Origin of the sequence: Pseudomonas sp. WS 5021 (genome assembly GCF_012985535.1) — a bacterium.
Lineage (GTDB): Bacteria > Pseudomonadota > Gammaproteobacteria > Pseudomonadales > Pseudomonadaceae > Aquipseudomonas.
The window spans coordinates 80,498-92,460 of the sequence record NZ_JAAQWP010000003.1 but is presented as its reverse complement, the minus strand read 5'-3'; the positions used below and the strand labels follow the sequence as shown (position 1 = coordinate 92,460).

Below are 11,963 nucleotides of genomic sequence, written 5' to 3'. Positions count from 1 at the left end.
TCGTCAACTGTGGCAGTGCCCGGCGCGGTGGTATCCTGTGCGCCCCTTTGCCGCCGACGCCCAATGGCCTCGCGTAGCTTTGCCCGATTCAAGGTGATGCCATGACTACCCGCACCGAGGCTGTAAAAGCCTACCTGCTCGACCTGCAAGACCGCATTTGCAGTGCCCTGGAAACCTTCGAGGCGCATACGCGCTTTATCGAAGACGCCTGGACCCGCCCAGCCGGTGGTGGTGGCCGCACGCGGGTGATCGAGAACGGGACCGTGATCGAGAAAGGCGGCGTCAACTTTTCCCACGTCTTCGGCAGCGGCCTCCCACCGTCCGCCAGTGCCCACCGCCCGGAGCTCGCCGGTCGTGGTTTTGAAGCCCTCGGCGTGTCGCTGGTGATCCACCCGCATAACCCCCATGTGCCAACGTCCCACGCCAACGTGCGATTTTTCATCGCCGAGAAAGACGGTGAAGAGCCGGTGTGGTGGTTCGGGGGCGGCTTCGACCTGACGCCCTACTACGCCAACGAAGAAGACTGCATCCACTGGCACCGCGTGGCCGAGCAGGCCTGCGCGCCGTTTGGCGCGGACGTTTACCCGCGCTACAAGGCCTGGTGCGACAGCTACTTCCATATCAAGCATCGCAACGAGCCCCGGGGTATTGGCGGCCTGTTCTTCGATGATTTGAACGAGTGGGACTTCGACACCTGCTTCGCCTTTATCCGTGCGATTGGCGACGCCTACATCGACGCTTACCTGCCGATCGTCCAGCGCCGCCAGGCAATGGCTTATACCGAGCAGCAACGCCAGTTCCAGGAGTTTCGCCGTGGGCGCTACGTGGAATTCAACCTGGTTTATGACCGTGGCACGCTGTTTGGCCTGCAATCGGGCGGGCGTACCGAGTCGATCCTGATGTCGTTGCCCCCGCAAGTGCGCTGGAGCTATGACTGGAAGGCCGCTGCCGGCAGCGAAGAAGCGCGCCTGACCGACTACTTCCTGCAAGACCGTGACTGGCTCGGCCTTGCTGCGCCCCAGGTGGCCAGCTGATGGATCGTTATGTGGTGTTCGGCAACCCCATCGGCCACAGCAAATCGCCGCTGATCCATCGCCTGTTTGCCGAGCAGACCGGCCAGGCGCTGGACTACAGCACCCTGCTGGCGCCGCTCGAGGATTTCACCGGCTGTGCTCAGGAATTTTTCCTGCATGGGCGCGGTGCCAACGTCACCGTACCCTTCAAGGAAGAGGCCTTCCGCCTGGCCGATGCCCTGACCGAGCGCGCGCAGCGCGCAGGCGCGGTGAACACCCTGAGCAAGCTGGCCGATGGCAGTCTGTTGGGTGATAACACCGATGGCGCCGGCCTGGTGCGCGACTTGACCGTCAACGCCGGCCTGAGCCTGGCCGGCAAGCGCATCCTGCTGCTCGGTGCCGGCGGCGCAGTGCGCGGTGCACTGGAGCCACTGCTGGCGCAACAGCCCGCCTCGCTGATCATCGCCAACCGCACTGTGGAAAAGGCCGAGCGGCTGGCCGAACTGTTCGATGACCTGGGGCCGGTCTCCGCCAGCGGTTTCGACTGGCTGAGTGAACCGGTGGACCTGATCATCAACGCCACCTCCGCGAGCCTGTCAGGCGATGTACCGCCGATTGCCAGCAGCCTGATCGAGCCGGGCAAGACCTTTTGCTACGACATGATGTACGCCAAGGAGCCGACCGCCTTCTGCCGCTGGGCCACTGAACACGCTGCGGCGGTGGCGATGGATGGCTTGGGCATGCTGGTGGAGCAGGCGGCGGAAGCCTTCTACCTGTGGCGCGGTGTACGGCCGGATTCGGCGCCGGTGCTGGCCGAGTTACGTCGGCAGTTGGCAGGCCACTGAAGGTCAAATGTAGGAGCTGGCTTGCCTGCGATAGCGCTGGGTCAGCGCCGGATGCGCCACTGATACACCGCTATCGCAGGCAAGCCAGCTCCTACAGGTTTTTACCGTGTCAGTCTTCGAAAAGGATCGGGCATTTGTCCGCCCCTTCCAGCTTCCTCAACTCCTCCACCACTTGCGGCCGCGCCCGGCGCAGCGTCAGGCTGCGTCCCAACCCCTGCAACCGCCGCGCTTCCTGGTGCAGCATCTCCACCCCGGAATAGTCGATAAAGTTGATCTGCTGCGCCTCGATCACCACCCGCTGGCCTTGCAGGCGCTGCAAGCGCACTTGCAGGTAATGGCTGGCGCCAAAGAAGATCGAGCCACCGACCCGCAGCACATCGTCGTCCCCATCGCGCCATTGCTGCACCCGTGGCTGTGAGGTGCGCTTGAGGTAGAAGAACAGCGATGCCAGCACCCCGGCATAGATTGCCGTTTGCAGCTCCAGCAGCAAGGTGGCCAGGCACGTCAGGCCCATCACCAGACACTCTGCACGGCTGACCCGCCACAGCGCGCGGATGCCCCGATGATCCACCAGGCCCCAGCAGATCAGCAGGATGCTGGCGGCCATGCTCGGGATCGGGATGTGCGCAATCACCGCCGCGCCAAACAGCGCAAACAGTGCGACCCACAACGCCGAAAACACCCCCGCCAGCGGCGAACAGGCGCCCGCCTCGTAACTCAGGCCCGAGCGGGTGAAGGATCCGGCCGACAGGTAGCCGGAGAAAAATCCGCCGACGATATTGGATAAACCCTGGGCGCGTACTTCCTGGTTGGCGTCGAGCAACTGTTGCGAGCGCGCCGACAGCGAGCGGGCAATCGACAGGCTGGTCACCAGCCCCAGCATGCCCACCGCCACGGCGCTGGGTAGCAGGCGCAGGACCATGTCCAGGTCCAGCGGCAACGGGCTGAACGGCGGCAGTTGGCCAACAAATGAGCTGACCCGCGCCACATGCCCGAACATCGCCGGCCACGCCCACGCCGCCAGGCTGCCTACTGCCAGGGCAATCAACAGGCTTGGCCAGCGCGGCACGCAGTATTTAAGCAGCGCGCCCACCAGCAAGGTGCCCAGGCCAAGGGCCAGTGACGGGCGATCCCACTCGCCACCATGGTCGATCAGCGCCAGCAGGCTGTTGATGGCCGTGGCCTGGCTGGGCAGGTCGAGCCCCAGCAGGTTGGGCAACTGGCCCAGGGCGATGACCACTGCCGCGCCGAGGGTGAAGCCGAGGACGACGGAATGGGAGACGAAATTGACCAGCGCGCCAAAGCGCAACATGCCCAACAGCCATTGGAATACGCCGGCGAGCAAGGTCAGCAGCAGGATCAGGGTGATGTAGTCCTGGGAGCCAGGCACCGCCAGCGGGCTGATGCTGGCGTAGAGCACGATGGAAATTGCCGCCGTCGGGCCGCAGATCAAATGCCAGGACGAACCCCACAGGCAGGCAATCAGCACCGGGATGATCGCCGCATACAGGCCGTATTCGGGGGGCAGGCCGGCGATCAGGGCGTAGGCGATCGATTGCGGCAAGGCCAGCACCGCGCCGCTGAGGCCGACCAGCGCATCCCGGCCGACGCTGGCGCGGGTCTGGCGTGGCAGCCAGCGCAGGAATGGGAGCAGAGTGTGGGGCCGGGACATGGATCGCTCGAAATACTGTAGGAGCGAGCTTGCTCGCGAAGATGGATAACGATAACGCGGGTTGCCTGAAAAAACGCGGCGTTTTCGAATTCTTCGCCGGCAAGCCGGCTCCTACAGGGTGATAGGAAGACCTGTAGGAACCAGGGCAATATTTAGAGTTTGGCTTTGACCGCCGCCAATGCATCCTGGCCATCGAGGGTTTCAACCCCCTCCAGCCACTTGTCCAAAACCGCCGGATTGGCCTTGATCCATGCCTTCGCCGCGTCAGCATTGCTGACTTTGTTGTTCACCACCTCGGCCATGATGCTGTTTTCCATATCCTGGGTAAACGTAAGGTTGGTCAGCAGCCTGGCCACATTCGGGCAGGCCTGTGCATAACCTTTGCGGGTCAGGGTGTACACATTGCCGGTGTCGCCGAAGTATTTTTCGCCGCCCTTGAGGTAACGCATCTTCAACTGCACGTTCATCGGGTGCGGTGTCCAGCCCAGGAAGGTGACGAAACGCTCGCGCTTCACCGCCCTGGACACTTCGGCGAGCATCGCCTGTTCGCTGGATTCGATCAGCTTCCACTGGCCGAGGTCGAAGTCGTTTTTCTTGATGATCTCCTGCAGCGAAAGGTTGGCCGGCGCGCCGGAGCCGATGCCGTAGATCTTTTTGTCGAACTTGTCGGCAAATTTGTTCAGGTCGGCAAAGTCACGCACACCGGCCTCCCACACATAGTCCGGCACCGCGAGGGTGAACTGGGTGCCCTCGAGGTTTTTCGCCAGTTGCACCACATCGCCATTGGCCACGAACTTGTCATAGAAGCCCTGCTGCGCCGGCATCCAGTTGCCCAGAAACACATCCACCTGGCCGTCCTTGAGCCCGCCAAACGTGATCGGCACCGCCAGGGTATCGATCTTGGCCTTGTAGCCCATGCCGCTGAGCAAAACACCGGCGATGGCATTGGTGGCGGCAATGTCGCTCCAGCCGGGGTCGGCCATCTTTACCGTCTCGCAACGGGTGTCGGCATACGCATGGGTGGCACTGAGCAACAACACTGCACTCGCGATTGTGGATAACTTTTGCATGGCCTTCCCCTCACTGATTTATTGGTTTTGGCAGGGTTGTGGATAACGGGCCTTGCGCTCCAGATCGTCGAGGTCGATATGGTTGCGCATGTACTGCTGGCTGGCGTCTACCAGCGGCTGGTGATCCCAGCTCTTGAGTTTGCCCACCGCCAGCGCCTCGCATACCAGGCGCCGACGGCGTTGGCTGGCGAGCACTTGCTGGTGGATCGCCGGCATGTCCCACTTGGCCCGCGCTTCGGCCAGGAACGCCTCGAACAACGCACGATGGGCCGGCGACTGACTGAGTTCTTCTTGCTCACGTGGGTCGTGGTGCACATCAAACAGTAGGCAAGGATCGTCCTCGCTGTAGATGAATTTGTAGGCCTCTCGGCGAATCATCATCAATGGGCCGATAGTGCCTTCGGCCATGTACTCGCCGAACACCTCGTCATGCCCGACCTGCCCTTGCAAGTGCGGGAGCAGTGAGCGGCCGTCCAGCGGCAGGTTGGGGTCCAGCTCGCCGCCGGCCAGCTCCACCAGGGTCGGCAACAGGTCGGCGGTGGACACCGCCGCACTCACCCGCCCGGCCTTGAATTGCCCCGGTGCACTGACCAGCAGCGGCACCCGCGCGGCCATTTCAAACCAGTGCATTTTGTACCAGAGCCCCCGCTCGCCGAGCATGTCGCCGTGGTCGCCGGAGAACACGATGATGGTGTCCTCGGCCAGGCCTGTGTCCTGCAGGGTTTGCAGGAGTTTGCCGACGTTGCTGTCAATGTAGCTGCACGCCCCGAAGTAAGCGCGCCGCGCATCGCGGATCTTATCCACAGGCAGCGGCTTGTCCCACAGGTCGTAGACCTTGAGCAGGCGCTGGGAATGCGGGTCCAGGTCGGCCTGGGCCGGCGTTGTAGGCATTGGGATGTCATTGTCGTCGTACAGATCCCAGAACGGTTTGGGAATGGTGTACGGGTCGTGGGGGTGAGTCATGGAAACCGTGAGGCAGAATGGCTGGTCGCCGTCCTCGCGAATATGGTCGAACAGGTACTGCTGGGCCTTGAACACCACCTCTTCGTCGAAATCCAGCTGGTTGGTGCGCACACACGGGCCGGCTTGCAGCACCGACGACATGTTGTGATACCAGGTGGGGCGCACGTCGGGCTCATCCCAGTTCACCGCCCAGCCGTAGTCGGCGGGGTAGATATCGCTGGTGAGGCGCTCTTCATAGCCGTGCAACTGGTCCGGCCCGCAAAAGTGCATCTTGCCCGACAGCGCCGTGCGGTAGCCGAGGCGGCGCAGGTAGTGGGCATAGGTCGGTACATCGGCGGGGAAATCCGCCGCGTTGTCGTAGGCGCCAATCTTGCTCGGCAACTGGCCGCTGACCAGGGTAAAACGCGACGGCGCACACAGCGGGCTGTTGCAGTACGCAGCGTCGAACACCACGCCTTGTGCGGCCAGGCGGCTGAGGTTGGGCAGTTTGATCGGCGAAGGGCCGTAGAACGGAAGCAACGGCGCGGCCATTTGATCGGCCATGATGAAAAGAATGTTCTTGCGCTTCATGGTCTCTCGGCATTCCATAGTCAGTGTTTATGCGATTGAGCATGCAGGCCATGGAAACCGTGGTAAAGCCCATGAAAAGCAATGTCTAGGATAAGCACCGCTTATGTATAAAGCCCTGGGAAACCTGTCGCTGGATCTGTTGCGCGCCTTTGAAGCCGCCGCCCGTCATCGCAGCTTTACAGCGGCGGCGATGGAGCTGGGCACCACCCAGCCGGCCGTCAGCCAGCAGATCAAGCGCCTGGAAGAACAACTGGCAGTACGCCTGTTCGACCGTATCTACCGCGGCATCGAATTGACTGACGCGGGCCTGCTGTTGTTCGAGCACGTCCAGGCCGGATTGCAGAGCATTGATGCGGGCCTGGGGCTAATCACGGAGCAGGACCAGCACGAAGTGTTGCAAGTGGCGACCGACTTCGCCTTTGCCGCCTACTGGCTGATGCCGCGACTGCATCGTTTTCATGAGGCCAACCCGCAAGTGGATGTGAGCCTGGTCACCAGCGAGCGCAACCACGCGGCCTTGCGCAGTGACATCGATGTGGCGGTGTTGTTTGGCGATGGGCGTTTTCGCCAGGGCCACAGCCAGTGGTTGTTCAACGAGGAAGTGTTCCCGGTGTGCAGCCCGCAACTGCTCAAGGGCCGCGCCACGCCGCTGTCGCTACAAAGCCTGCAGGAGCTGCCGCTATTGCACCTGCGCCAGGAAAACAGCCAGTGGTTCGACTGGAACGGGGTGTTTCGTGAACTGGGCATCACCGCCGCACCGACCCCCGGCCTGCTGCGTTTCGACAATTACACCCTGTTGATCCAGGCGGCGATTGCCGGCCAGGGCGTGGCCATCGGCTGGCGCCATCTGGTGGATAATCTGCTGGAGCAGAAATGGCTGTGCCGGCCGATTGGCGACACGGTGATCTCGCGCTTTGGTTATTACGTGGTATTGCCCCAGCGCAAACGGCGCGGGCAGTTGATCGAACGGTTTGTCGACTGGCTGGCGGCCGAGCAGGCCAGCAGCGCGCAGTCCCTGGCCGGGCTGGCCCTGCCGTCGATTGCGGTCTAGGATCGGCCGATCAACGAGTCCGGAGCCAGTCATGCAACGTATCAAGGGCTACCACGCCCATATCTACTTCGACGCCAGCACCCTCGACCAGGCGCGCAAGCTCTGCGAAGACGCGGCGGCCATCTTCCCGGTGCGCATGGGGCGTATGCACGAGCGCCCGGTGGGCCCGCATCCGGACTGGAGCTGCCAGCTGGCGTTCGACCCCGAGTACATCGGCGTGGCGCTGCCGTGGCTGGCGCTCAACCGCAACGGGTTGGTGGTGTTTCTGCACCCGGATACCGGCGATGACCTGAAGGATCACACCGACTATGCGATCTGGATGGGCGCCATGCGGCCGTTGGATTTGTCGATTTTTTAACCAGTTGCTGTCAGTTGAGTCCTCACGTTCAGGTGCGAAGAACAGCGCAGGGACGTGGGGATTTTTTGGGCATTGTTCCACTATATGGGATTGATATTTATATATTGAGATATTTTCAGCCTTAGGTTTATAGTCGGCCATCTGCCACATTCCAGGTGAAGCGATGCCGGCGCAATTGATCGCGCTCGATTGGGGAACCAGTTCCCTTCGTGCCTATAAGCTCGGCCCAGGTGGCCAGGTCCTCGAACAGCGCTCGCTGGCGTCGGGGATCATGCATTTGCCCAGCGAACCGCGATTGATCGGTGGTGTTCATTGCAGCGATGGGTTTGAGCTGGCCTTTGATACCGCGTGCGGCGACTGGCTCGACGCCCAGCCCGAGCTGCCGGTGATCGCCTGCGGCATGGTCGGCAGCGCCCAGGGGTGGGGTGAGGCGGCCTATCGCAAGACGCCGGTTGACGTCGCCAGCCTGGGCTTGGCGCTGCACAAGGTGCGCAGTTTGCGCGGTGTGGATGTGCATATCGTGCCCGGTGTGATCGAGCAGGTCGGTTTACCCAACGTGATGCGCGGCGAAGAAACCCAGGTGCTCGGCGTGCTGCAAAGCCTGCCAGCCAGCGCTGAATTATTGATCGGCCTGCCCGGCAGCCATTCCAAATGGGTCGAGGTGGTCGCAGGCCGCATCACCCATTTCGACACCTTCATGACCGGCGAACTGTTCGCGGTGCTGAGCAAGCACAGCATTCTGGGGCGTACGCAAAAGATCGCCGGGCAGTTTCAGGCCGACGCCTTTGACCGGGGTGTGCGCGTGGCACTTTCAGAGGATGGCCGGCGCGGTGTGCTGTCGACCCTGTTCAGCGCGCGCACCCTGGGGTTGACCGCAGAACTGACTCCTGAGCAGCAGCCCGACTACCTGTCCGGCCTGCTGATCGGTCATGAACTGGCCGGCTTGCCCGACCGTGCGCGCCACACGCCGATCATCCTGGTGGGCGCCGCCGCCCTCTGCGCCCGCTACCAACGTGCCCTCGCCCTGTGTGGTTTGCACCACGTCAGCCTCGCGCAAGCAGCGACCGAGCGCGGCCTGTGGCAACTGGCGCTGGCCGCCGGGCTCATTCAACCTGCAATCGAGGCCTGACATGCTCAAGCAAGCACTCACACACAACGGTTTGATCGCGATCCTGCGGGGCCTGCTCCCGGATGAGGCTGGCGCTGTCGGCCAGGTGCTGTACCAGGCCGGGTTCCGGGTGATCGAAGTGCCGCTCAATTCGCCAGATCCCTACACCAGCATCCGCACCCTGCGTGAGACGTTGCCCGCCGACTGCCTGATCGGCGCTGGCACCGTGCTGACGCCCGAGCAGGTGGAGCGGGTGAAGGCGGCGGGTGGCCAGGTGATCGTCATGCCCCACAGCGATGCCAAGGTGCTGCGTGCCGCAAAAGCTGCGGGCCTGTACCTGTCGCCTGGGGTCGCGACGCCCACTGAAGCCTTCGCCGCCCTGGCCGAAGGGGCCGATGTGCTCAAGCTGTTCCCGGCCGAGCAAATGGGCCCGGCGGTGGTCAAGGCCTGGCTGGCGGTGTTGCCGGCCGGCACGGTCCTGCTGCCGGTGGGCGGGATTACCCCGGACAACATGCAAGTGTTCGTCGACGCCGGGGTCAAGGGCTTTGGCCTGGGCTCCGGGCTGTTCAAGCCCGGCATGACGGTCGAGCAGGTGGCGAGCCGTGCCCAGGCGTATGTCGCTGCCTGGAATGCCTTGAACTGAGTGTGCCTGGCGCCTCAGGCGCCGCATCCGACAAGAGAGATAAGAAGATGAAAATCACCAAACTGACCACCTTTATCGTGCCGCCGCGCTGGTGCTTCCTCAAAGTGGAAACCGACCAGGGTGTAACCGGTTGGGGCGAGCCCGTGGTTGAAGGCCGCGCCCACACCGTGGCGGCGGCGGTCGAGGAATTGTCCGACTACTTGATCGGCAAAGACCCACGCAATATCGAAGATATCTGGACCGTGCTGTATCGCGGCGGCTTCTACCGGGGCGGCGCGATTCATATGAGCGCCCTGGCCGGGATCGACCAGGCGTTGTGGGACATCAAGGGCAAGGCCCTCGGCGTGTCGGTCAGCGACCTGCTGGGCGGCCAGGTGCGGGACAAGATCCGCGTCTACTCGTGGATCGGCGGCGACCGCCCGGCCGACACCGCCCGTGCGGCCAAGGAAGCCGTGGCCCGGGGGTTTACGGCGGTGAAGATGAATGGCACCGAGGAGCTGCAATTTCTCGACACCTTCGACAAGGTCGACCAGGCCCTGGCCAACGTGGCCGCCGTGCGCGACGCGGTCGGCCCGAATGTCGGCATTGGCGTGGACTTCCATGGCCGCGTACACAAGCCCATGGCCAAGGTGCTGATGAAAGAGCTGGACCCGTACAAGCTGATGTTTATCGAGGAGCCGGTGCTCAGCGAAAACTACGAAGCGCTCAAGGAACTGGCGCCTTTGACCAGCACCCCGATTGCCCTGGGCGAGCGGCTGTTCTCGCGCTGGGATTTCAAGCGTGTGCTCAGTGAAGGTTACGTCGACATCATCCAGCCGGATGCGTCCCACGCCGGCGGCATCACCGAAACCCGCAAGATCGCCAACATGGCCGAAGCCTACGACGTGGCCCTGGCCCTGCACTGCCCGCTGGGCCCGATTGCCCTGGCGGCGTGCCTGCAACTGGATGCGGTTTGCTACAACGCGTTTATCCAGGAACAAAGCCTGGGCATTCACTACAACGAGAGCAACGATTTGCTCGACTACGTGCGCGATCCGGGGGTTTTCGACTACGACCAGGGCTTTGTGAAAATCCCCAACGGGCCGGGGCTGGGGATTGAGATCAACGAGGAGTACGTGATCGAGCGCGCGGCCATTGGTCACCGCTGGCGCAACCCGATCTGGCGGCATGCCGATGGCAGTTTTGCCGAGTGGTGATTGTCACCTGACGGAACGCGGTCAGTGTGGGAGCTGGCTTGCCTGCGATAGCAATGTTGAATGTTCCGCCGCCATCGCAGGCAAGCCAGCTCCCACTTTCAACCCGGTAGCCGTTAACCGACCTCAATAAACATAATAAGAGGCTCCCCCCATGCACCCTGAAACCCTCACCGGCCAGGCGTCCCTCGTCACGCCCAGCCGCAAGCGTTACTTCATCATGGTCCTGCTGTTTATCACGGTGGTGATCAACTACCTGGACCGCAGCAACCTGTCGATTGCCGCGCCGGCCCTGACCAGCGAGCTGGGGATCGACCCGGTGCATGTGGGGCTGATTTTCTCGGCGTTCGGCTGGACCTACGCCGCCATGCAAATCCCCGGCGGCTGGCTGGTGGACCGGGTGCCACCGCGCATTTTGTACACCGTGGCCTTGCTGTTGTGGTCGATTGCCACGGTGATGCTGGGGTTTGCCGCAAGCTTTATCGCGCTGTTTGTGTTGCGCATGGCGGTGGGTGCCCTGGAAGCGCCGGCTTATCCGATCAACAGTCGGGTCGTCACCAGCTGGTTTCCCGAGCGTGAGCGCGCCACGGCCATTGGTTTCTACACGTCCGGGCAGTTCGTCGGGCTGGCGTTCCTTACCCCGGTACTGGCGTGGTTGCAGCATCACTATGGCTGGCACATGGTGTTTATCAGCACCGGCGCGGTGGGCATCCTCTGGGCACTGGTGTGGTATGCGGTGTACCGCGAGCCGCGGGATTTCAAAGGGGTCAACAGCGCAGAAATCGAGTTGATCCGCGCAGGCGGCGGCCTGGTGGACCTGGATGCACAAACCGCCAAGCGCAAGGCGCCTTTCAGTTGGGTCGACCTGGGTATCGTGCTGACCCAACGCAAGCTGTGGGGCATCTACCTGGGCCAGTTCTGCCTGAACTCGACCCTGTGGTTTTTCCTGACATGGTTCCCAACCTATCTGGTGAAATATCGCGGCATGGACTTCATCAAGTCCGGCCTGCTTGCCTCGCTGCCGTTTCTCGCGGCGTTTGTCGGGGTGTTGTGTTCCGGGCTGTTTTCCGACTGGCTGATCCGCCGTGGCGCCTCGGTGGGGTTTGCGCGCAAATTGCCGATCATCAGTGGCCTGCTGATCTCCACGGCAATCATCGGCGCCAACTTCGTGGATTCCACGCCACTGGTGATTGCATTCCTGGCGGTGGCGTTTTTCGGCAACGGCCTGGCGTCGATCACCTGGTCGCTGGTCTCGACACTGGCGCCGGCGCGACTGTTGGGGTTGACGGGTGGGGTGTTCAACTTCATCGGCAACCTGGCGGCGATCACCACGCCTATCGTCATTGGCTTTCTGGCCACGGGCGACTCGTTTGCGCCGGCGATTACCTACATTGCGGTGTTGGCGTTGCTGGGGGCGCTGTCTTACATACTGCTGGTGGGTAAGGTCGAGCGGATCGAGCTGAAGGAATAAAGCTGT

Annotated in this window: 11 protein-coding genes; 8 read left to right on the top strand and 3 right to left on the bottom strand. The window is 62.7% G+C overall.

Going from position 1 to position 11,963, the window contains the following annotated elements; genetic code table 11:
* Positions 1–101: 101 nt before the first annotated feature.
* Together hemF and aroE are read left to right on the top strand one after the other, a co-directional pair.
* A complete protein-coding gene (gene hemF, locus HBO19_RS10380; RefSeq protein ID WP_170042002.1) occupies positions 102–1,034 on the top strand; it encodes an oxygen-dependent coproporphyrinogen oxidase in 933 nt (310 codons plus the stop codon).
* Positions 1,034–1,858 (top strand): shikimate dehydrogenase, encoded by an 825-nt coding sequence (aroE, locus tag HBO19_RS10375; protein WP_170057460.1) that lies wholly within the window; start codon positions 1,034–1,036, stop codon positions 1,856–1,858. The genes hemF and aroE overlap by 1 nt, the downstream gene beginning before the upstream one ends.
* Before the next feature lie 109 nt (positions 1,859–1,967).
* On the opposite strand, the gene HBO19_RS10370 is transcribed toward aroE, so the two are convergent.
* From HBO19_RS10370 to betC, 3 genes are all read right to left on the bottom strand, one after another.
* A complete protein-coding gene (locus HBO19_RS10370) occupies positions 1,968–3,530 on the bottom strand; it encodes a SulP family inorganic anion transporter (RefSeq protein WP_170042001.1) in 1,563 nt (520 codons plus the stop codon).
* Between the two features lie 152 nt (positions 3,531–3,682).
* Positions 3,683–4,600 (bottom strand): choline ABC transporter substrate-binding protein, encoded by a 918-nt coding sequence (gene choX / locus HBO19_RS10365; protein WP_170057459.1) that lies wholly within the window; start codon positions 4,598–4,600, stop codon positions 3,683–3,685.
* An 18-nt stretch (positions 4,601–4,618) separates the two neighbouring features.
* A complete protein-coding gene (gene betC / locus HBO19_RS10360) occupies positions 4,619–6,133 on the bottom strand; it encodes a choline-sulfatase (RefSeq protein WP_170057458.1) in 1,515 nt (504 codons plus the stop codon).
* 103 nt (positions 6,134–6,236) lie between these two features.
* Between betC and HBO19_RS10355 the strand changes: the two genes are divergently transcribed.
* The 6 genes from HBO19_RS10355 to HBO19_RS10330 all read left to right on the top strand — a co-directional run bounded on the left by HBO19_RS10355 (position 6,237) and on the right by HBO19_RS10330 (position 11,957).
* Positions 6,237–7,184 carry a LysR family transcriptional regulator gene (locus HBO19_RS10355; protein WP_170057457.1) on the top strand — a complete coding sequence of 316 codons (948 nt, stop codon included), beginning with the start codon at positions 6,237–6,239 and terminating at the stop codon, positions 7,182–7,184.
* Between the two features lie 31 nt (positions 7,185–7,215).
* Positions 7,216–7,542 (top strand): DOPA 4,5-dioxygenase family protein, encoded by a 327-nt coding sequence (locus HBO19_RS10350; RefSeq protein ID WP_169954086.1) that lies wholly within the window; start codon positions 7,216–7,218, stop codon positions 7,540–7,542.
* Positions 7,543–7,705: 163 nt separating this feature from the next.
* On the top strand, positions 7,706–8,671 hold the full coding sequence (locus tag HBO19_RS10345) for a 2-dehydro-3-deoxygalactonokinase (protein WP_170057456.1): 966 nt from the start codon (positions 7,706–7,708) through the stop codon (positions 8,669–8,671).
* Between the two features lies 1 nt (position 8,672).
* Positions 8,673–9,293: a 2-dehydro-3-deoxy-6-phosphogalactonate aldolase gene (locus tag HBO19_RS10340; RefSeq protein ID WP_170057455.1), complete on the top strand. Its 621-nt coding sequence runs from the start codon at positions 8,673–8,675 to the stop codon at positions 9,291–9,293.
* 47 nt (positions 9,294–9,340) lie between these two features.
* Positions 9,341–10,489, top strand: coding sequence for a galactonate dehydratase (gene dgoD / locus HBO19_RS10335; protein ID WP_032857121.1), 1,149 nt, complete (start codon positions 9,341–9,343; stop codon positions 10,487–10,489).
* A 151-nt stretch (positions 10,490–10,640) separates the two neighbouring features.
* Positions 10,641–11,957, top strand: coding sequence for an MFS transporter (locus HBO19_RS10330; protein ID WP_170057454.1), 1,317 nt, complete (start codon positions 10,641–10,643; stop codon positions 11,955–11,957).
* Positions 11,958–11,963 lie beyond the last annotated feature (6 nt).

Excerpts from the sequence above, each read along its gene's own strand:
- HBO19_RS10350 (WP_169954086.1), top strand. The coding sequence starts at position 7,216 with ATGCAACGTATCAAGGGCTACCACGCCCATATCTACTTCGACGCCAGC.
- HBO19_RS10340 (WP_170057455.1), top strand. The coding sequence starts at position 8,673 with ATGCTCAAGCAAGCACTCACACACAACGGTTTGATCGCGATCCTGCGG.
- hemF (WP_170042002.1), top strand. The coding sequence starts at position 102 with ATGACTACCCGCACCGAGGCTGTAAAAGCCTACCTGCTCGACCTGCAA.
- choX (WP_170057459.1), bottom strand. The coding sequence starts at position 4,600 with ATGCAAAAGTTATCCACAATCGCGAGTGCAGTGTTGTTGCTCAGTGCC.
- HBO19_RS10355 (WP_170057457.1), top strand. The coding sequence starts at position 6,237 with ATGTATAAAGCCCTGGGAAACCTGTCGCTGGATCTGTTGCGCGCCTTT.
- HBO19_RS10370 (WP_170042001.1), bottom strand. The coding sequence starts at position 3,530 with ATGTCCCGGCCCCACACTCTGCTCCCATTCCTGCGCTGGCTGCCACGC.
- HBO19_RS10345 (WP_170057456.1), top strand. The coding sequence starts at position 7,706 with ATGCCGGCGCAATTGATCGCGCTCGATTGGGGAACCAGTTCCCTTCGT.
- HBO19_RS10330 (WP_170057454.1), top strand. The coding sequence starts at position 10,641 with ATGCACCCTGAAACCCTCACCGGCCAGGCGTCCCTCGTCACGCCCAGC.
- dgoD (WP_032857121.1), top strand. The coding sequence starts at position 9,341 with ATGAAAATCACCAAACTGACCACCTTTATCGTGCCGCCGCGCTGGTGC.
- betC (WP_170057458.1), bottom strand. The coding sequence starts at position 6,133 with ATGAAGCGCAAGAACATTCTTTTCATCATGGCCGATCAAATGGCCGCG.
- aroE (WP_170057460.1), top strand. The coding sequence starts at position 1,034 with ATGGATCGTTATGTGGTGTTCGGCAACCCCATCGGCCACAGCAAATCG.